14 protein-coding genes are annotated in these 20,044 nt (G+C 60.3%); 8 read left to right on the top strand and 6 right to left on the bottom strand.

The features are described from left to right. Positions 1-75 precede the first annotated feature (75 nt). Positions 76-1,374, bottom strand: a complete 1,299-nt coding sequence (uraA, locus tag GRH90_RS21965) for a uracil permease (RefSeq protein ID WP_162368112.1) — start codon at positions 1,372-1,374, stop codon at positions 76-78. Between the two features lie 57 nt (positions 1,375-1,431). Then, positions 1,432-2,058: a uracil phosphoribosyltransferase gene (upp, locus tag GRH90_RS21960; RefSeq protein ID WP_162368174.1), complete on the bottom strand. Its 627-nt coding sequence runs from the start codon at positions 2,056-2,058 to the stop codon at positions 1,432-1,434. Positions 2,059-2,290: 232 nt separating this feature from the next. Here upp and purM point away from each other — a divergent pair, with 232 nt between their 5' ends. Next, positions 2,291-3,331 (top strand): phosphoribosylformylglycinamidine cyclo-ligase, encoded by a 1,041-nt coding sequence (gene purM, locus GRH90_RS21955; RefSeq protein ID WP_162368111.1) that lies wholly within the window; start codon positions 2,291-2,293, stop codon positions 3,329-3,331. Continuing rightward, complete coding sequence (purN, locus tag GRH90_RS21950) at positions 3,328-3,966, top strand: phosphoribosylglycinamide formyltransferase (protein WP_162368110.1); 639 nt, start codon at positions 3,328-3,330, stop codon at positions 3,964-3,966. Before purM ends, purN begins: the two co-directional genes overlap by 4 nt. Before the next feature lie 3 nt (positions 3,967-3,969). Here purN and pstB read toward each other — a convergent pair whose 3' ends face one another. The 3 genes from pstB to GRH90_RS21935 are packed head-to-tail and all read right to left on the bottom strand — an operon-like array spanning position 3,970 to position 8,658. Continuing rightward, on the bottom strand, positions 3,970-4,785 hold the full coding sequence (pstB, locus tag GRH90_RS21945) for a phosphate ABC transporter ATP-binding protein PstB (protein ID WP_162368109.1): 816 nt from the start codon (positions 4,783-4,785) through the stop codon (positions 3,970-3,972). A gap of 13 nt (positions 4,786-4,798) precedes the next feature. Further along, complete coding sequence (pstA, locus tag GRH90_RS21940) at positions 4,799-6,430, bottom strand: phosphate ABC transporter permease PstA (RefSeq protein ID WP_162368108.1); 1,632 nt, start codon at positions 6,428-6,430, stop codon at positions 4,799-4,801. Beyond that, positions 6,427-8,658: an ABC transporter permease subunit gene (locus GRH90_RS21935; protein ID WP_162368107.1), complete on the bottom strand. Its 2,232-nt coding sequence runs from the start codon at positions 8,656-8,658 to the stop codon at positions 6,427-6,429. The genes pstA and GRH90_RS21935 overlap by 4 nt, the downstream gene beginning before the upstream one ends. A 178-nt stretch (positions 8,659-8,836) precedes the next feature. Between GRH90_RS21935 and ppk1 the strand changes: the two genes are divergently transcribed. The 6 genes from ppk1 to yegD all read left to right on the top strand — a co-directional run bounded on the left by ppk1 (position 8,837) and on the right by yegD (position 19,395). Continuing rightward, positions 8,837-10,906, top strand: a complete 2,070-nt coding sequence (gene ppk1, locus GRH90_RS21930; protein ID WP_162368106.1) for a polyphosphate kinase 1 — start codon at positions 8,837-8,839, stop codon at positions 10,904-10,906. Between the two features lie 3 nt (positions 10,907-10,909). After that, positions 10,910-12,445 (top strand): exopolyphosphatase, encoded by a 1,536-nt coding sequence (gene ppx, locus GRH90_RS21925; protein ID WP_162368105.1) that lies wholly within the window; start codon positions 10,910-10,912, stop codon positions 12,443-12,445. A gap of 181 nt (positions 12,446-12,626) precedes the next feature. Next, positions 12,627-12,800 carry a YfgG family protein gene (locus GRH90_RS21920; RefSeq protein WP_218586274.1) on the top strand — a complete coding sequence of 58 codons (174 nt, stop codon included), beginning with the start codon at positions 12,627-12,629 and terminating at the stop codon, positions 12,798-12,800. A 196-nt stretch (positions 12,801-12,996) separates the two neighbouring features. Beyond that, positions 12,997-14,433 carry a magnesium transporter gene (locus GRH90_RS21915; RefSeq protein WP_162368103.1) on the top strand — a complete coding sequence of 479 codons (1,437 nt, stop codon included), beginning with the start codon at positions 12,997-12,999 and terminating at the stop codon, positions 14,431-14,433. A 141-nt stretch (positions 14,434-14,574) separates the two neighbouring features. Beyond that, positions 14,575-17,955: a diguanylate cyclase gene (locus GRH90_RS21910; protein ID WP_162368102.1), complete on the top strand. Its 3,381-nt coding sequence runs from the start codon at positions 14,575-14,577 to the stop codon at positions 17,953-17,955. A gap of 72 nt (positions 17,956-18,027) precedes the next feature. Beyond that, on the top strand, positions 18,028-19,395 hold the full coding sequence (gene yegD, locus GRH90_RS21905) for a molecular chaperone (protein WP_162368101.1): 1,368 nt from the start codon (positions 18,028-18,030) through the stop codon (positions 19,393-19,395). Here the strand turns inward: yegD and ureG are convergent. Next, the gene (gene ureG, locus GRH90_RS21900; RefSeq protein ID WP_162368100.1) at positions 19,376-19,987 is read right to left on the bottom strand and encodes an urease accessory protein UreG; all 612 of its coding nucleotides are present in this window, start codon (positions 19,985-19,987) and stop codon (positions 19,376-19,378) included. The two genes, yegD and ureG, sit on opposite strands and share 20 nt — an antisense overlap. Between the last annotated feature and the right edge of the window lie 57 nt (positions 19,988-20,044).

Genomic DNA, 20,044 nt, shown 5'->3' with positions numbered 1-20,044 from the left:
ATACGGGCGGGTACCGGCCTAGTTTATCATAGAATCGCCACGGCGGCGTATTGGTTCGCCGCCGGGCGCAGGTCGCTATTTATCGCCAGGTTCAGGGGCCGGGGTCTCGATCGGTTCGATAACCACCTCTTCGCCGCGCACCAGGGTAATGACCCGGAACAGCAGGCTCAGGCCGATGCCGACCACGGTGGCCAGCGCCATGCCCTTCAGTTCGGCGGCGCCCAGGTGGATTTTCGCGCCGCTGACGCCGATGATCAGGATAACCGAGGTCAAGATCAGGTTTTGCGGTTTATTGTAATCCACTTTCGATTCAATCAGCACCCGGATGCCCGAGGCGGCAATCACCCCGTACAGCAGCAGGGAAACGCCGCCCATAACCGGCACCGGCACCGCCTGGATGGCCGCCGCCAGCTTGCCGACGCAGGAGAGCAGGATGGCCAGGATGGCCGCGCCGCCGATAACCCAGGTACTGTAGACCTTGGTGATGGCCATTACGCCGATATTCTCGCCGTAGGTGGTGTTGGGAGTGGAGCCGAAAAACCCGGACAGCATGGTGGAAAAGCCGTTGGCGAACAGCGAGCGATGCAGGCCGGGGTCGCGCAGCAGGTCCCTTTTGACGATATTGGCCGTCACCACCAGATGGCCGACATGTTCGGCAATCACCACCAGCGCCGCCGGCAGGATGGTCAGGATGGCGACCCACTCGAAGCGCGGGGTATAGAACGTCGGCAGCGCAAACCAATGGGCGGCGGCGACCGGGGACAAATCGACCACGCCCATCGCGCAGGCCAGCGCATAACCCGCCAGCACGCCGATCAGGATCGGGATAATGGCCAGGAAGCCGCGAAACAGCACCGATCCCAGCACGGTAACGCCCAGGGTCACCAGGGAAATGATGATGGTGGAACCGGCCACCGGCGCGCCCTCCGTCGGCAGCAGCCCCGCCATATTGGCCGCGACCCCGGCCAGCTCCAGCCCGATGACCGAGACGATGGCCCCCATGGCGGCGGGCGGGAACACCACGTCAATCCAGCCGATGCCGGCGACCTTCACAATCAGCGCCACCAGGCAAAACAGCGCGCCGCAGGCGATAAAGCCGCCCAGCGCCGCTTCATAGCCCATCGGCAGCAATAACAGCACCGGGGAAATAAAGGCGAAGCTGGACCCGAGGTAGGCCGGGATCTTGCCTTTGCAGATAAACAGGTACAGCAGCGTGCCGATACCGTTGAACAGCAGGACCGTGGCCGGGTTGATTTTAAATAAAATCGGCACCAGCACGGTGGCGCCGAACATGGCGAACAAATGTTGGAAACTGAGCGGAATGGTTTGCAGTAACGGCGGGCGTTCATCAACACCAATGGCGCGACGGGTCATGTGGATATTCCTTAAAAAATGAATCAAAAAAAAGCCGGCCTGCCGGCCGGCTTGATTTTACTTGGTGCCAAATAGCTTATCGCCCGCATCGCCGAGGCCCGGCATGATATAGCCATGCTCGTTGAGCCCCTTATCGATGGCGGCGGTGTACAGCTCGACATCGGGATGGGCCTTTTCCAGTGCGGCGATGCCTTCGGGCGCCGCCACCAGTACCAGGATCTTAATGCTTTTGCAGCCGGCCTTTTTCAGCAAATCAATGGTGGCGATCATCGAGCCGCCGGTGGCCAGCATCGGGTCCACCACCAGCGCCATGCGTTCATCGATGCTGGACGCCAGCTTCTGGAAATAGGGCACCGGCTCAAGGGTGGTTTCATCGCGGTACATGCCGACCACGCTGATACGCGCGCTGGGCACGTTTTCCAATACCCCGTCCATCATGCCCAGGCCCGCGCGCAGGATAGGCACCACGGTTATTTTTTTGCCCTTGATCTGTTCAATTTCCACCGGACCGCACCAGCCTTCGATGGTGACTTTTTCGGTTTCAAGGTCGGCGGTGGCTACATAGGTCAGTAAACTCCCCACTTCTGAAGCTAATTCACGAAAACGCTTGGTGCTGATATCATTTTCGCGCATTAAACCTAACTTATGTTTAACAAGCGGGTGCTTTACCTCAACGATCTTCATCATTATTCTCCCCAAGTAGCATTAATCGCGCAAAAAAATCGCGAGATTATAACCCCTTTTTTTTGACGCGCCATATGAAATTAGCTGATCCGGATCAAGGGTTTATCGAAATAGAGTCTAGACGACTAAAGCCGGGCCGTTTGACAACACCACTCGCAAACGATTGCCCACGCTGTTAGAATTGCCAGCGCCAGAACACAAGCCAACATACCATCTCCGTGGGGATCTTGCAGTGACCGATAAAACCTCTCTCAGCTATAAAGACGCAGGCGTGGATATTGATGCCGGCAATGCATTGGTAGACCGCATCAAAGGCGTGGTGAAACAGACGAAACGCCCGGAAGTGATGGGCGGGCTGGGCGGCTTCGGTGCGCTGTGCGCGCTGCCGCAGAAATATCGCGAGCCCATCCTGGTTTCCGGCACCGACGGCGTCGGCACCAAACTGCGTCTGGCGATGGATTTAAAACGTCACGATACCATCGGCATCGACCTGGTGGCGATGTGTGTCAACGATCTGGTGGTACAGGGCGCCGAGCCGCTGTTTTTCCTCGATTATTTTGCCACCGGCAAACTGGACGTGGATACCGCGGCCCAGGTGATCACCGGGATTGCCGAAGGCTGCAAACAGTCCGGCTGCGCCCTGGTCGGCGGTGAAACGGCGGAAATGCCCGGCATGTACCATGGCGAAGATTATGATGTGGCCGGTTTTTGCGTCGGCGTGGTGGAAAAATCGGAAATCATCGACGGCAGCAAGGTGCGGGCCGGCGATACGCTGCTCGCCCTGGCCTCAAGCGGCCCGCATTCCAACGGCTATTCGCTGGTGCGTAAAATCCTGGAATTCAGCCGGACCGATCCGCTCACCACCCGGTTGGCCGGCAAACCCCTGGCCGATCACCTGCTGGAGCCGACCCGTATTTACGTCAAGGCGCTGCTGCAGCTGATTGCGCAAACGGAAATCCATGCCATTGCCCATCTTACCGGCGGCGGCTTCTGGGAAAATATCCCCCGGGTATTGCCGGCCGACACCCAGGCGGTCATCGACGAGCGCAGTTGGCAGTGGCCGGCGGTATTCGGCTGGCTGCAGCAGGCCGGCAACGTCAGCAGCCATGAGATGTACCGCACCTTCAACTGCGGCGTCGGCATGATCGTCGTGGTGCCGTCGCACAGCGCCGACCAGGCGCTGTCGCTGCTCGGCAACCTCGGCGAGACCGCCTGGAAACTGGGTGAGATCCAGGCATTGACCGGTACCGAGCGGGTGATTATCCGTCAATGAAAAAGCTGGTGGTGCTGATCTCGGGCGAGGGCAGCAATCTTCAGGCGGTTATCGATGCCTGCCGGCAGGGAAGAATAGCGGCGCGGGTTGCGGCGGTATTCAGCAACCGGGCCGACGCGTTCGGGCTGAGACGCGCAGCCCAGGCCGACCTGCCGGCCCACGCGCTGCCGCCGGCCGGCTTCGCCGACCGCGCGTCCTTCGACCGGGCGTTATGCCAGGCCATCGACCGCTATCGGCCGGACGCGGTGATCCTGGCCGGTTATATGCGTATCCTGTCGCCGGAATTCGTCGGCCATTACGCCGGACGCATGCTGAATATCCACCCGTCCCTGCTGCCGTTGTATCCGGGCCTGCATACCCATCGCCAGGCCTTGGCCAACGGCGATCGGGAGCACGGCACCTCGGTGCATTTTGTCACGGAACAGCTGGACGGCGGCCCGGTGGTCCTGCAGGCGAAGGTACCGGTATTCGCCGGCGACGACGAAGCCAACCTGGTCGCCAGGATCAAGACCCAGGAACATGATATTTATCCGCTGGTGATAAGCTGGCTGCTGGACGGCCGGCTGGAGCTGCGCGACGGCGCCGCCTGGCTGGACGGCGCTCCTTTGCCGCCCGCGGGCTACGCCGCCGACTGAGGGTCAGCGCAGCCGGCCGGTGATATATTCTTCGGTCTTGCGCTGCGCGGGCGAGGTAAACAACCGATCGGTGGCGGCATATTCCACCAGCCGGCCCTGATGGATAAAGGCGGTATAGTCCGACACCCGCGCGGCCTGCTGCATATTGTGGGTCACCAGCACCAGGGTGAAATGGGCTTTCAGCGAAATCATCAGTTCCTCAATGGTCAGCGTGGTAATGGGATCAAGCGCCGACGTCGGCTCATCCAGCAGCAACACCTCCGGCTCGATGGCTATCGCCCTGGCAATCACCAGCCGCTGCTGCTGGCCGTTGGACAGGCGGAACGCATTGTCCTTCAGGCGATCTTTCACCTCATGCCATAACGCCGCCGCGCGCAGCGCCTGTTCGGCCGCGTCGTCCAGCACCCGCCGGTCGCGAATGCCCAGCAGGCGCAGGCCATACACCACGTTATCGTAGATGGATTTCGGAAAGGGATTGGGACGCTGGAACACCATGCCCACCCGCCGCCTGAGCGCGACCACGTCCTGGCCGGATGCGTTCACGTCCTGGCCCGACAGGCGCACCGCCCCGTCGATACGGCAATCATCGGTCAGGTCGTTCATACGGTTAAAACAGCGCAGCAGGGTCGACTTGCCGCAGCCGGACGGCCCTATCAGCGCGGTAATACGCTGCCTGGGTATGCGCAGGCTGATATCCTCCAGCACCGGCCGGCCGCCATAAGCGACGTTGAGGCGTTCGGTTTCCAGCACGGTTTGTTCGGCGGTAAACCGCTGGACATCCGGCATCTGCGCAAAAATATCGGGAGTCAACAGGGACATGGATCGCTCTCCTTCAAAGCGCCAGCGCGCGGTATTTTTCCCGCAGGCGATGACGCAGACCGATGGCCGCCAAATTCAGCCCCACCACAATCACCACCAGCAGCAACGCCGTGGCGAACACCAGCGGACGCACCGCATCGCTATCGGGGCTTTGCAATGCCATATCGTAGATTTGAAAGCCCAGATGCATAAATTTCCGGTCCGCGTGCAGATAGGGGAACACCCCGTCCACCGGCAGCAGCGGCGCGGATTTAATCACCCCCACCAGCATCAGCGGGGCGGTCTCGCCCGCCGCCCGCGCCACCGCCAGGATTAGCCCGGTGATCATCGCCGGGGCCGCCCCAGGCAATACCACGCGCCACAGGGTCTCCGCCCGGGTCGCCCCCAGGGCCAGCGAGCCGTGGCGCAGCGACGGCGGGATGCGCGACAGGCCTTCCTCGGTGGCGACGATCACCACCGGCAGCGTCAGCAAGGCCAGCGTCAGCGCGGCCCATAACAAGCCGGGGGTGCCGAAGGTCGGATTGGGCAGGGTATCGGCGTAAAACAGTTTATCCAGCGTTCCACCCAGGACATAGACAAAAAAGCCCAGGCCGAATACGCCATAGACAATCGAGGGTACGCCCGCCAGGTTGCCCACCGAAATACGGATCAGCCGGGTCAGCCAGCCGGTCCCGGCATATTCATGCAGGTAGACCGCCGCCATTACCCCAAGCGGCATGACCATCACCGACATCAGCATTACCAGCAGCAGCGTGCCGACAATGGCCGGAAAGACGCCGGCCTGCGCCGGATACGCCTGGGCGTCGCGCGCCACAAACCGGCCGATCTGCCCGGCCCACAGCTGAATTTTTTGCGTCGCGCCCATCGCGTTGGGATACCAGGCGCGCTCGATTTCCCGCAGCGGTATCAGCCGGGTTGCGCCCTGGGCATCCCGCAGCAGCACGCTATCGCGGTCCATCTCTTTGTTGATACCGGCCAGCTGGCGCCGCAGGCTGTCGCCCAGACGCTCGATTTCACCCTGCTCGGTGCCAAACAGCGCCTGGTTGAGCGGCGTCCACTGCCCGTCCTTGAGCCACTGCTGCCGCCGGGCGGTTAACCGGCCGGCGCGCTGGCGTAGTTCGACCTGCTGCCGGGTACGCAATCCGGCGGCCAGCCGGCGCTGGGTTTCGATTGACGCCAGCCGCTGCTGCAGCGCCCGCGGCATATCATCGGCGGTCAGGGGCTGGCCGTCCTCGGTCATGCCTTGCAGGAAACCATAGTCCTTACCATAGCCGCCGCGCTCAAGCAGCAGCAGATCCGGCGGACGATGACGGGTAACCACCCGCGCCGCCGGCACGCGGTAAAAGTCCCGGCCGGCATCGGCGCCGCCGGTGCGGATAACATAATGGCCGGCGCCATCGCCGCCGGCCGTCGCCGCGTCGGGGGGCGGGGACCTTGGCCCGGCGGCGTATATTTCGCCAAGCAGCGCGTCCGGTTGGCCGGGCGCGGCCGTCAGTTGAAACTGATAGACCGGCTGCGGCCAGAACAGCCGCATGCCCTGCAGCCCGAGCAGCGCCACCAGCGCCAGCATGGCCAGCAGGCTGATGCTTACCGCGCCGGCCGTCAGCCAGATCCAGGGCCGGCCGGAGCGAAACCAGGTTCTCATCCCGCCTCCCCTTCCTGTCGTCGATAATGGGCGCGCAGGCGCAGGCGCAGCGCTTCCGCCAGGGTGTTAATCAGGAAGGTGAAGACAAACAGCACCAGGGCGGTCAGCAGCAGTATGCGGTAGTGCCCGCTGTTAACCGCCGCCTCCGGTATTTCAATGGCGATATTAGCCGCCAGCGCGCGCAGCCCCTGGAACAGGCTGCCGTCCACGCGGGGCATGTTGCCGCTGGCCATTAACACGATCATGGTTTCCCCGATGGCGCGCCCGAGACCGAGGATAAACGCCGAAAACAGGCCGGCGCTGGCGGACGGCAGGATAACGCCCAGCAGCGTCTGCCAGGGCGTCGCCCCCAGCGCCAGCGAACCCTGGATCAAACGGACCGGCACGTTGAACAGCGCATCTTCCGCCAGCGAAAACATCACCGGCACCAGGGCGAACCCCATGGCGGTACCGATCACCAGCGCGTTCATCGGGTTATAGTCGTCCCCCAGCCAGCCCGACATGGGCTGGCCGAACAGCGCCCCGTCGATCAAGGGCGACAGGCGGCAAACCAGCCAAATCACCAACGCCAGTGCGGGCAGCAGCAGCAGGCATTCCCATCCGGGAGAGCGCCGGCCGCGCAGGCCCGCGGGCAATCGGCTGATTGCCCAGCCCAGCGTCAATACCACCGCCGGCAATAACAGCGGCAGCAGTAAAATGCCGCTCAGCGCCCGGCTATAATAAGGCGCCAGCCAAAGACCCGCGATCAAACCGATAATCACGCTCGGCACCGCCCCCATGATCTCCATGGCGGGCTTGACCCAACGCCGTAACGCCGGCGACATGAACCAGGCGGTATACATGGCCGCCGCCAGCGCCAGCGGGGTCGCGAACAGCATGGCGTAACCGGCGGCTTTCAGGGTGCCGGCCAGCAGCGGCACCAGGCTGAATTTGCCGCTGTCCTGGCCGCCGGCGGAGGTTGACTGCCAGACCCAGGCCGGCGCGGGGTAATGGTGATACCATACCTTTTGCGTCAGCGTGCGCCAGCTGATATCGGGAAAGGCGGTATCGAGCCGCCAGACTCGCCAGCCCCGGGCGTCGATGCCCAGGATGCCTTCATCCTGCCCTCCGTCAGGCCCGGCGCCGCGCCCGGCTCCGGCATCCGCGCCTAGCGGACTGAATACCGCCCGTCCGGCGGCCAGACGCGACCGCAGCAGCGGATCGGCCTGGCGGGCGCTGAACAGTGAAAACGCGCCGTCCGGCGCCAATAGGCCGAACACCGGCCGCCGCGCCGACACCAGGATCTGCGCGTCGGGGGGCGCTTGGGCGGCGAATTCCCGGATACGAGCCAAATGATGCCCGTCGTCATCGGCGATATCGAACCATAATGAGAGCCGCTGCCCGGCGTCGCGCACCAGCAGCGATCCGTCCGCGGGCAGCAGGGTAATATGCGCCGGGCCGGCCGGGGCCAGCGCCTGGCGCTGACGTAACTGTATTTGGCCGTCGTCGTTAAGCCGGTAAATGCTGAGCTGGTTTTCGGCCAGCAGGTAGAGCAGGCGGCCGTCCGGCGACAGCAGCACCTGATTGATGCCGCCCCCGTCCGGGGCCAGTTCACCGCGCGTCAGGCCGTCCGGCCCCAAACGGGCGACCAGGACCCGGCCCGATGCCAGCTGCGCCGCCATAACAACCTGGTTTGCCGTCGGTTGCGCCAGCGCCGGATGGCGCAGCGGACGGCCGTCGGTGCTTAGCGGCAGCAGGCTTTCCCCGAACGGAAACGACCAGGATGCCGGGTTGCCGGGTCCGGCGGCAAAATCCGGCCGCGCCAGCCGCGCGCCGCCACGGCTGTCGCTGAGCAGATAAAGCGGTTGACCGCCGCTGGCGGCCGCCAGGGCGGAAAAGCCGGCGATAAGGCTTACGGCGGGCAGCGCGTCGCCCTGCCGCGGAATAATCTGTCCCTGTCCCCGCGCATCGATAACATAGGCGGCGGACAGGGCGGCGTCGATACCTAAAACCGGTAAATCGGCGGCAGGCGGCGCATTCCCGTGCGCCCTGTTCCACGGCGCCGACGCTACCGGCGCAATCGTCGGAGCGCGAAACAGCGGCAATACCGCGTACAACAGATAAAAAAACATGACCAACAGCGCCAACAGCACCAGTGCGCCGCCGCCGCTGACGACGGCGCGCGTCATGCGGTCGTTGAAGCGACGATGGGCGGCGGTTTTAGCGTTGGAAAGCCGTTTTATTGTCATATTCCTCTGTTATATAGGGACAACCCCAAGGTTCGGAGCCATTAAGGAAGCCTATGTTGCCTGTAAGATATTAAGATGACAATCTTAAGAAGGTTGTTGTGTTGGACTTTGCTCCTGTGGGGGCGATAATACCCTTAATACAGGATCCCTCTTTCCTGAACAAATTAACGGAGTGGCAATGGGTCAGGAAAAGCTTTACAGCGAAAAAGAATTGAGTTGGCTATCGTTTAATGAACGTGTTTTGCAGGAAGCGGCGGACAAGACCAATCCATTGATTGAGCGTATGCGTTTTTTAGGCATCTATTCCAACAACCTCGACGAGTTCTATAAAGTCAGGTTTGCCGAATTAAAACGACGCATTTTAATCAGCGAGGAGCAGGGTTCCAAAGTTACCTCGCGCCATCTGCTGAATAAAATCCAGGCCAAGGTGCTCAATACCGAGCAGGAATTCGATAATTTGTATAACGATTTGCTGCTGGAAATGGCGCGCAATCAGATCTTCCTGATCAATGAGCGGCAATTGTCCCCCAACCAGCAAGAGTGGCTGCGTTATCATTTCAAGCAGCAGCTGCGCCAGCATATTACGCCGATCTTGATCCAGCACGACACCAATCTGGTGCAATTCCTGAAGGATGACTATACCTATCTGGCGGTGGAAATTATCCGCGGTCAGGAAACCAATTACGCCCTGCTGGAAATCCCGGCCGATAAGGTGCCGCGTTTTATCAATCTGCCCGCCGAGCCGCCGCGCCGGCGCAAGCCGATGATACTGCTTGATAACATCCTGCGTTATTGCCTTGATGATATTTTTACCGGGTTTTTCGATTACGATACCCTGAACGCCTATTCCATGAAGATGACCCGCGACGCCGAGTATGATTTGGTGACGGAGATGGAATCCAGCCTGCTGGAACTGATGTCGTCAAGCCTCAAGCAGCGCCTGACCGCCGAACCGGTACGTTTTGTCTACCAGCGGGATATGCCCAACAGCATGGTGGAAATGCTCAAGGATAAGCTTGGCATCTCATCCTATGACTCGGTAATCCCCGGCGGGCGTTATCATAATTTCAAGGACTTCATCACCTTCCCCAACGTCGGCAAAGCCAATCTGGTGAATAAACCCTTGCCGCGCCTGCGCCACACCTGGTTTGAGCACTTTCGCAACGGCTTTGACGCCATTCGCGAACGGGACGTGTTGCTATATTATCCCTACCATACCTTCGGGCATGTACTGGAACTGCTGCGCCAGGCGTCGTTCGACCCCAGCGTGCTGTCGATTAAAATCAATATTTACCGGGTGGCGAAAGACTCGCGCATTATCGATGCCATGATCCATGCGGCCCATAATGGTAAAAAGGTCACGGTGGTGGTGGAACTGCAGGCGCGCTTTGATGAAGAGGCCAATATCCACTGGGCGAAGCGGCTGACCGAAGCCGGCGTCCACGTGATTTTCTCGGCGCCGGGGCTGAAGATCCACGCCAAGCTGTTCCTGATCTCCCGCATGGAAGGCGAGGATATCATGCGCTACGCGCATATCGGCACCGGTAACTTCAATGAAAAAACCGCCCGGCTGTACACCGATTATTCGTTGATTACCGCCGACCCGCGCATTACCAACGAAGTGCGGCGGGTATTTAATTTTATCGAGAATCCCTATCGCCCGGTCAGTTTCGATTACCTGATGGTATCGCCGCAGAACTCGCGCCATATGCTGTATCAAATGATCGACCAGGAAATCGCCAATGCCCAGGCCGGCCTGGCCTCCGGCATCACGCTGAAGATTAACAACCTGGTGGATCAAGGGTTGATCGACAGGCTGTACGCCGCCTCCGGCGTGGGGGTGCGTATTCGCATCCTGGTGCGCAGCATGTGCTCGTTGATCCCCAACCTGCCGGGCATCAGCGAAAATATCCAGGTGACCAGCATTGTCGACCGCTATCTGGAGCACGATCGGGTGTATGTGTTTGAAAACGGCGGCGACAAGAAGGTATTCCTGTCCTCCGCCGACTGGATGACCCGCAATATCGACTATCGCATCGAGGTGGCGGTTGCGCTGCTGGATCCCAGGCTGAAGCAGCAGGTCTTGGACATTCTGGCATTACTGTTCAGCGATACGGTAAAAGCGCGTTATATTGATGCTGAACTGAGTAATCGCTATGTGCCGCGCGGCAATCGTCGTAAGGTGCGTGCGCAGACCGCCATCTATGATTATATTAAGCGACTTGAGCAACCCGGAGATCAGGCCTGACGTATGCCATTAAATAACTCAACCACGCCAAAACCCGAAGAATTCGCCGCCATCGATCTGGGATCGAACAGCTTTCATATGGTGGTCGCCCGGGTTGTCAACGGCGCGTTGCAGGTCCTGAGCCGGTTAAAACAGCGCGTGCATCTCGCCGACGGGCTGGATGCCGGCAATGTGTTAAGCGACGAGGCGATAGAGCGCGGGATTGCCTGCCTGGCGCTGTTTGCCGAGCGCCTGCAGGGGTTTTCCCCGCTGCGGGTCTGCATCGTCGGCACCCATGCCCTGCGCGAAGCGGTGAATTCCGAAGTATTCTTAACCCGCGCGGCGCAGGTGATCCCCTACCCGATTGAAATTATTTCCGGGCATGAGGAGGCACGGCTGATTTTTATGGGCGTGGAGCATACCCAGTCGGAAAAAGGCCGCAAGTTGGTGATTGATATCGGCGGCGGCTCCACCGAGCTGGTGATTGGCGAAAATTTTGAACCGATATTGGTGGAAAGCCGCAGGATGGGTTGCGTCAGCTTCGGCAATCTGTTTTTCCCCGACGGCGTCATCAGTCCGGCCCATTTCCGGCGCGCGCGCCTCGCGGCGGCGCAGAAAGTGGAAACCCTGGCCTGGCAATACCGTATCCTAGGCTGGCAGGTGGCCCTCGGCGCGTCGGGCACCATTAAGGCGGCCTGTGAAGTGTTGCTGGAGCTGGGCGAGAAAGACGGCACCATCACGCCGGAGCGGTTGCAACTGCTCTATGACAAGGTGATGAAGTTCAAGAACTTCAGCTCCCTGAGCCTGCCGGGGCTGTCCGATGAACGCAAAAGCGTGTTCGTGCCCGGCCTGGCCATCCTGTGCGGCGTGGTGGATGCCCTCGCCATCAGCGAATTACAGCTTTCCGACTGCGCGCTGCGCGAAGGGGTGCTGTATGAAATGGAGGGCCGTTTCCGTCATCAGGATATTCGCTCACGCACCGCCAGGAGCCTGGCGGAGCACTACAATATCGATAGCGATCAGGCCAAACGGGTGTGCGACACTACCGAAGATATGTACCGGCAGTGGTACCGGCAAAACGAGGATTTGCAGAACCCGCAACTGGAAGCCCTGTTGACCTGGGCCGCGCAGCTGCATGAGGTGGGCCTGGGCATCAATCATAGCGGCCTGCAGCGCCACTCCGCCTATATCCTGCAGCAAACCAATATGCCCGGCTTCAACCAGGAACAGCAGCTATTGCTGGCGACCCTGGTGCGTTTTCACCGCAAGGGCATTAAGCTCGACGATATGCCGCGGCTGAATCTGTTCAAGAAAAAGCATTTCCTGCCCTGCCTGCAGGTACTGCGGCTGGCGGTATTGCTCAATAACCAGCGCCAGGCCACGTCGCCGACGCAGCTGCGGCTGCTGACCCGTGAGAATCATTGGACGCTGGTGTTCCCGGCCGGTTTTTTCGCCCAGAACAACCTGGTACAGCTGGATCTGGAACGCGAGCAGGAATACTGGTCGGAAATTCCCGGCTGGAAACTCGAGATTACGGAAGAAGCCGAGGCGCTGAATTAACACCGTTACGACCATCCGCGTCAGGCGGCTGGCGCGGATATAAAACGTGGCTATGGATAAAACGCGAGTATGTATAAAAAATGTCCAGAGATCATAAAACCGCTCATCAACTTCGGTTATAATGATGAGCGATAATACCGTCACCCCAAAAGGACCCCCTTTAGTGAAGTTGGCCTATTCTATGCGTAGACGACAAACCTCGGTGCGAATGACCCGCTGGATCTTATTTATCAGCTTTATTTTTTTATTCGCCCGGCTGATCTTCGCCACCCTCGGCGCCTGGGATCATCATCAGGGTAAAATGTCTGAACCCGCCGGGCAAATCATGAATATCGGCGATCGCCACGATAACTAATCCCGCCGGGGCCACCACCCGCGCTTAACCGGCTGTCCCCCTTTCCGGCATACCGCGTCAGGCCCGTTTTTATCGGTTTTTCCCGCTTTTTTATGCCGGCCGGTCCTTCCAGCTCCCGGCTGCGCTATCTATACTGCTTGCGTCGGTAAACGATTTACCTGCCCGATGCCCATGACAAAAACGGGGAAACCACGCTATGCCCGCCATTAAACAACATGCCCTGCAGCTGACCGGGCTGCGCCGCCAGGTGCTCGGTTTACTGCTGGCCAACCGGCCGCTGGTCGACAGTATCCTGGGCCGGCCGGTACGCGACGCCTCGGCGGCACCCCAGGTCATTTCCGACCAAACCGCCCGGCTGGTGGCGATTCAACGGCATTTGCACGCGGCGGATCTGGCGGATTTACTGGAGAGCCTGCCTCATGATGAACGCCTGGCGTTCTGGCGGCTGGTGGGCAACGACAAGCGCGGCAAAACCCTGGTGGAAGCCTCGGAAAGCGTTTGGGAAAGCCTGATCGCCGAGATGAGCAACGGCGATATCCTGAAAGCCATCAGGCCGCTGGATGTCGATGAACAGGCCTACCTGGCCCGTTATCTGCCGCGGGATCTGGTCGGGCGCATTCTGACGTCCCTGGAACCGCACCGGCGCGCCCAGGTCCGGGCCATGATGAATTTCGACCGGGACAGCGTCGGCCATCATATGGATTTCGAACTGGCGGCGATCCGTCCCGACGTTTCGCTTGCCACGGTGCAACGCTACCTGCGCTGGCGCAAAACGCTGCCGGAGAACACCGACAAGCTGTTTGTCGTCGATCGCCACAACCTGCTGGTGGGGGAACTGGCGCTGTCCACCCTATTGCTTAATCCCCTGGATAAACAGGTGATGGATGTGATGGACCCCCGCCCCACCACCTTTCGCGCCGAGGATCGGGCGGAAGACGCGGCCGGCGCGTTTGAACGCTACGATCTGATTACCGCCCCGGTGGTCGATAACAAAGGCAAGCTGATGGGCCGGCTCAGCATCGAGCACGTGGTGGATCTGTTTTTTGAGGAAAACGACAGCAACCTGCGCAACCTCGGCGGTTTAAGCCCCTCCGAGGATATTTTCGCGCCGGTGCGTAAAACGGTGCGCACCCGCTGGGCGTGGCTGGCGGTGAACCTGTGCACCGCCTTTATCGCCTCCAGGGTCATCGGGCTGTTCGAAGGCACCATATCCCAACTGGTGTCGCTGGCGGCCCTGATGCCCATCGTCGCCGGCATCGGCGGCAATACCGGCAATCAAACCATTACCATGATTGTCCGCGCGCTGGCGCTGCGTCAGCTGGAAAAAGGCAACGCGGTATTCCTGCTGCTGCGCGAGCTGGGCGTGGCGGTGATTAACGGCCTGGTCTGGGGCGGTATTATGGGCGTGGTCACCTGGCTGCTCTATCGCGACGCCGGCCTGGGCGGCGTCATGATGCTGGCCATGCTGCTTAACCTGGTCCTGGCCTCGCTGATGGGAGTGCTTATTCCGCTTACCATGATCAAGGTCGGGCATGACCCGGCGGTGGGATCGAGCGTCATGATTACCGCCGTCACCGATACCGGCGGTTTTTTTATTTTTCTCGGCCTGGCGACGCTGTTTTTAATGCATTGAACGCCGGTTGACCGGTTCCGTCGCCGCACAGGGTAACGCCGATAAATGAGTGGGTGAGCAACACTAATGTATTAGCGACGAAACTCACTTTTTAACCCATTTCTAGACTATTCTTATGATAAGAAAGCTTGGGATTAAACTATGGATGCCAATAACGCGACCTCCGCTTCCCGCAGTAATGGAATAGGGATCTTTATTGCGGCGGTAGCGCTGCTGATTTTCATGTTGTCCGTATTATGTTTAAATCTCAACCATCATACCGACCCCCTGTCGCCGGTATGGTTATCCACCGCCGCCATGCTGGCGGCGCTGTTTTATTGCCCGTGGCGCTACTGGCCGGCTATGGTTATCGTCGGCGGGCTGGCGATTATCGCCGCCTATGCGCTGATGTCGTCACATACCCTGGACTCGTTGCCTTTAACCGGCGTTTCACTTGCCGAGTCGGCTCTCGGCGCCTGGTTGCTGAAACTCATGTTAAATCCCCGCGATCCGCTGGACGGTATCGTTCCCTGGCTGAAATTTTTCCTGGTGGGCGTGCTGCTGGTGCCGTCCCTCGGCGCGCTGGCCGCCGGCTATTTTGCCGATGCCGCCCAAACCGATTACCTGACTTTTGTGCCCAGGTGGTTTACCGCCGAGGCTATCGGCATCCTGGCCCTCACCCCGGTGGGATTATTATGCCGGCGCCAGGCGCTGCTGCAGATGATCAAACAGCGATCCTGGCTGGAACTGCTGCTGATGATCGCGCTGACGTTGGCCATCAGCTATTTCGCGCTGCGTTTTTTACCCTTTCCATTTACCTATATCATTTTGCCGCTGCTGATCGGCGCGGTACGGTTGCCGCGCTTCGAGGCCTTCGGCCTGTTTTTGGTCACCACCCTGGCGTTATTGATTATCCTTGGCACCGGGCTGATTAATATGGATTTGCCTCCCAGCACTAAGCTAGCCGTAATATTGCATATTCCGCTGCTGATGATTTTAATCCCCGCCCATGCCATGGCCATGGCCATGTACGCCTTTCAGCTTGAGCGCGGCCATATATCGCAAAGCGAAACCCGCTTTCGCAACGCCATGGAATATTCCGCCATCGGCATGGCGCTGGTATCGTTGGAAGGCTCGTGGATGCAGGTGAATAAAGCGCTGTGCCGGTTCCTGGGCTATAGCGCGCCCGAGCTGAAAAAGCTCAGTTTCCAGGAGATCACCTATGCCGACGATCTCAGCTCCGACCTCACCCAGCTCAACGACCTGGTCAACGGGCACATCGAAAGCTATACCCTGGAAAAACGCTATATCCGCAGCGATGGCGAGATCGTCTGGGCGCTGCTGGCGGTATCGCTGGTGCGCGACCAACACGACCAGCCGCTGTATTTTATTTCCCAGATAGAAGATATCACCGAGGTCAAACACAATAATATTATTAATCAACGCCTGATGGAGCGTATCACCCTGGCCAACGAGGCGGGCGGCGTGGGCATCTGGGAATGGGATGTCGAAGCCAAAATCATGAGCTGGGATAAGCGCATGAGGGAAATCTACGCCGTGCAGCCCGCCGAAAGTGTCAGCTATGAGTACTGGCTGGAGCGCATCCTGGAGGAAGACCGGCCCTTGGCGCTGCAAACCCTGGCCGACTCCCTGGAAAAACATAAGCCGTTCCTCCTGGGGTTCCGTATCCGTAACCCAGGGGACGATATCCGTCATATCAGGGCCTACGCCAATACGCTGATGGATGAGAACGGCCGGGTGGAGCGTATGCTGGGGGTCAACCTGGATATGACCGGCGAGGTCCGGCTCAGGGAAGCGCTGTATGAAGAAAAGGAACGCCTGCATATTACCCTCGACTCCATCGGCGACGCGGTGATTTCGGTGGATCGGCAATTGCGCGTTAACTTCATGAACCCGGTGGCGGAAAACATGACCGGCTGGCGCCAGGAAAAGGCGCACGGCCGGCATATCGACGGTATTATGCATATCAGCGCCGGCGTGGATGGCCCGCGGCTGCCGATGTCGATGGACCATGTCAGCGGCGCGGCGCACGGGGCGTTGACCATTGAGCAGGATTTTGTGCTCAACAACCGCAAGGGAACGCTGTTTGACATTCATTACAGCTGTACGCCGTTGAAAAACCTGAAAGGCGACGTCCTGGGCGCGGTGCTGGTCATCAAGGACGTCAGCGAGTCGCGCCAGCTATTGCAGCAGCTGAGTTATAACGCCTCCCATGATGTCCTGACCGGCCTGCCGAACCGGGCCAGTTTTAAACAGCACCTCGATGCCGCGCTGTTGGCGGCGACCCGCGAAAAACGCCGGCACGCCCTGGTGTTTATCGATTTGGACCGGTTTAAGCAGATCAACGATTCGGCCGGACACGCGGCGGGCGACGCCCTGTTGCTGGAGCTCGGCCTGCTGATGCAGGACAATATCCGTCAATACGATTGCCTGGCGCGGCTCGGCGGCGATGAGTTCGGCCTGATCCTCACCGATTGTCCGCTGCCTGAAGCCCAGGCATTGGCGCAGCGGATTATCGACGCGGTAAACGCCTACCGCTTTTATTGGCAGGATCAGCTGTATCGCATCGGCGGCAGCGCCGGCGTCACGCTGATATCGGAGGATAATTTTAACGCCCAGGAGGTCATGGCCCAGGCCGATACCGCCTGCTATGCGGCAAAACACAGCGGCCGCGGACGGGTCTTGTCATACGAACCGCCGCAGCCGCTCGCCGGCGCGGCGGCGCGCCGCGCCACCCTGAGCCACGAGCGGCTGCTGGACATGATGGGTAACGATCTTATCAACTTCCAGGTCGAGGCGGTCGCATCGCCGCTGGCCAGATTATCGGTCGATTTTTTCCTGCTGGGCTTCGATATCCAGGCCCCGGCGCTCCAGGCTGCGGGCGCGTTACCGGTCCCGGTCAGCCAGGATGAGTTGACCATTGCGGCGCGGGCGCATGATTTATCCTCGGCGGTCGATGGCTGGCTGCTTAAACAGCTCTTCTACGGGCATGGCGCCGCCATCGGCGGCCAGGGAATAATCCTGGCCCTGCCCCTCTCCGTGCAGGGCGTGTGCGATCCGACGATAACCGATGAACTGTTATCCCTCGGCGAGCGCCATCCGCAGCTGAACGCGCAGATGTTGATCATCAGCCTGGACGGTAAGGACTTTATGGACCAATATCCCGCCATCACCCGGGCGATAGACCCGTTGCGCCAGTATGGCTATAAAATCATGCTGACCCAGTTCGGCGCCGATCTGGGCGTGTTTAACAAACTCAGGGCGGGGCAGATCGATTATATCAGGCTACCGGACCATTTTATCGGCAATGTCCATTGCAGCCAGATGGACGATATTATGGTCAGGGTGATCAACGGCCATGTCCACCGCCTGCAGGCGCGTTCCCTGGCCGGCCCCGCCAGGCTGCCCGCCACGCTCGACACCCTGGGCAATATCGGTGTCGATCTTGCGACCGGTGAAACCATAGGCCAACGCTTGCCGCTGTCCGCCATGCTGGATAAAGGCAATTTCGCCAGCCGATAATTAACGCTCTCCGTTGCCTGACTCCCGACATTCCTGTAAAGTTCCCCGCCTCATTGGCATGGGGAGGCAGCGATGTTTATTGGTTTTGACTACGGTACCGCAAACTGTTCCGTCGCGGTGATGGATGGTTCCCGGCCGCGATTATTGCCGCTGGACGGCCCTTCACCCTATATGGCGTCAATGCTGTGCGCGCCCACGCGCGAAGCCGTCAGCGAATATCTACACCAATTCTGGCAGGTCCCCACCGGCAGCGATGAAAATCAGCGGTTGCTGCGCCGGGCGATTAACGCCAATCGGGAAGAAGACATTATCCTGACGGATCAAAGCCTGCAGTTCGGCAGCCAGGCGCTGGCAAACTACATCGCCGATCCGCAAGAGGTGTATTTCGTCAAATCACCGAAATCCTTCCTGGGCGCCAACGGCCTCAAGCCGCAGCAGATTGCGCTGTTCGAGGATCTGGTCTGCGCCATGATGCGCCATATCAAACGCCGGGCCGAGGCGGTATTGTCGGCGCCCATCACCCAGGCCATGATTGGCCGGCCGGTGAACTTCCAGGGCACCGGCGGCGAGGACGCCAACCGCCAGGCCCAGGGCATTTTGCAGCGGGCCGCCGGGCGCGCGGGTTTTACCGATATCGCCTTTCAGTTCGAGCCGGTGGCGGCGGGGCTGGATTTCGAGGCCACCCTGGAGACGGAAAAAATTGTCCTGGTGGTGGATATCGGCGGCGGCACCACCGACTGTTCCCTGCTGCTGATGGGGCCGGAGTGGCATAAGCGGCGCGATCGCCAACAGAGCCTGCTCGGGCACAGCGGTTGCCGCGTCGGCGGCAATGATCTGGATATCATGCTGGCGTTCAAATCGCTGATGCCGCAGCTGGGCTTGGGCGGAATGACCGAAAATGGCCTGGCGTTGCCCGCCCTGCCGTTCTGGCAGGCGGTGGCGATCAATGACATTCCGGCGCAGGGCGATTTTTACAGCGTCGCCAACGGCCGTTTCCTGCGTGAGCTGATCCGCGACGCCGCCGATCCCCAACGCGTAGCCGCCCTGCTGCAAGTCTACCGGCAGCGGTTAAGCTATCGCCTGGTGAGGAGCGCGGAAGAAAGTAAAATTGCCTTGTCGAGCGCGGCTGATACCCTGGCCGGGCTGGAGTTTATTCGCGCCGGCATGCGGGTGCCCATCAGCCAGGCGGAGCTGGAAGAGGCGATCAGGGCGCCCCTGGAACGTATCCGGCAGCAGGTTGACGACGTACTGTCGCAGGGCGGCGCGGCGCGGCCCGATGTGGTTTATCTCACCGGCGGCAGCGCCCGTTCCCCGCTGCTGCGCCGGGCGCTGGAGCAAAGCCTGCCCGGCATTCCGGTCGCCGGCGGCGATGATTTCGGTTCGGTTACCGCCGGGCTGGCGCGCTGGGCGCAGCGTCAGTTTACAACAGGCCTTGCCTGATAATAAACGCCATCAGGGTATCCAGGCCGTCGCCGGTCTTGAGGTTGGTGAACGCCCAGGGGCGCAAGGGCCGCATGCGGTTGGTATCGCGCTCCATCACCTCCAGCGATGCGCCGACGTAAGGCGCCAGATCGATTTTATTGATGACCAGGAAATCGGATTTGGTGATGCCCGGCCCGCCCTTGCGCGGGATTTTTTCCCCTTCCGCCACGTCGATAACGTAGATGGTCAGATCGGCCAGCTCCGGACTGAAGGTCGCGCTCAGGTTATCGCCGCCGCTTTCGATAAAAATAATATCCAGATTACCGAATTTTCGCGCCAGATCCTCCACCGCCGCCAGGTTCATGGACGCATCCTCGCGGATGGCGGTATGCGGACAGCCGCCGGTTTCCACGCCGACGATACGATCGGCCGCCAGCGCGCCGGCTTCGGTAAGGATACGCTGATCCTCCTTGGTATAGATATCATTGGTCACCACCGCCAGCTGGTAACGATCGCGCAAGGCTTTGCACAGCGCTTCCAGCAGCGCGGTCTTGCCCGACCCTACCGGGCCGCCGACGCCGACGCGTAAGGGTTGTTTATAATCTTGCATCTTAACTCCCGGATTAAAACGTAGAATAACTTATCGTATTATGACCCGTCCCGGCTC

Origin of the sequence: Acerihabitans arboris (assembly GCF_010131535.1) — a bacterium.
Lineage (GTDB): Bacteria > Pseudomonadota > Gammaproteobacteria > Enterobacterales > Enterobacteriaceae > Acerihabitans > Acerihabitans arboris.
This window is presented reverse-complemented; position numbering and strand designations above follow the sequence as displayed.

Coding starts and splice junctions, on each gene's coding strand:
- GRH90_RS21920 (WP_218586274.1), top strand. CDS start 12,627: ATGCGTAGACGACAAACCTCGGTGCGAATGACCCGCTGGATCTTATTT.
- GRH90_RS21910 (WP_162368102.1), top strand. CDS start 14,575: ATGGATGCCAATAACGCGACCTCCGCTTCCCGCAGTAATGGAATAGGG.
- uraA (WP_162368112.1), bottom strand. CDS start 1,374: ATGACCCGTCGCGCCATTGGTGTTGATGAACGCCCGCCGTTACTGCAA.
- ureG (WP_162368100.1), bottom strand. CDS start 19,987: ATGCAAGATTATAAACAACCCTTACGCGTCGGCGTCGGCGGCCCGGTA.
- upp (WP_162368174.1), bottom strand. CDS start 2,058: ATGAAGATCGTTGAGGTAAAGCACCCGCTTGTTAAACATAAGTTAGGT.
- ppx (WP_162368105.1), top strand. CDS start 10,910: ATGCCATTAAATAACTCAACCACGCCAAAACCCGAAGAATTCGCCGCC.
- pstA (WP_162368108.1), bottom strand. CDS start 6,430: ATGAGAACCTGGTTTCGCTCCGGCCGGCCCTGGATCTGGCTGACGGCC.
- ppk1 (WP_162368106.1), top strand. CDS start 8,837: ATGGGTCAGGAAAAGCTTTACAGCGAAAAAGAATTGAGTTGGCTATCG.
- GRH90_RS21915 (WP_162368103.1), top strand. CDS start 12,997: ATGCCCGCCATTAAACAACATGCCCTGCAGCTGACCGGGCTGCGCCGC.
- purN (WP_162368110.1), top strand. CDS start 3,328: ATGAAAAAGCTGGTGGTGCTGATCTCGGGCGAGGGCAGCAATCTTCAG.
- GRH90_RS21935 (WP_162368107.1), bottom strand. CDS start 8,658: ATGACAATAAAACGGCTTTCCAACGCTAAAACCGCCGCCCATCGTCGC.
- yegD (WP_162368101.1), top strand. CDS start 18,028: ATGTTTATTGGTTTTGACTACGGTACCGCAAACTGTTCCGTCGCGGTG.
- pstB (WP_162368109.1), bottom strand. CDS start 4,785: ATGTCCCTGTTGACTCCCGATATTTTTGCGCAGATGCCGGATGTCCAG.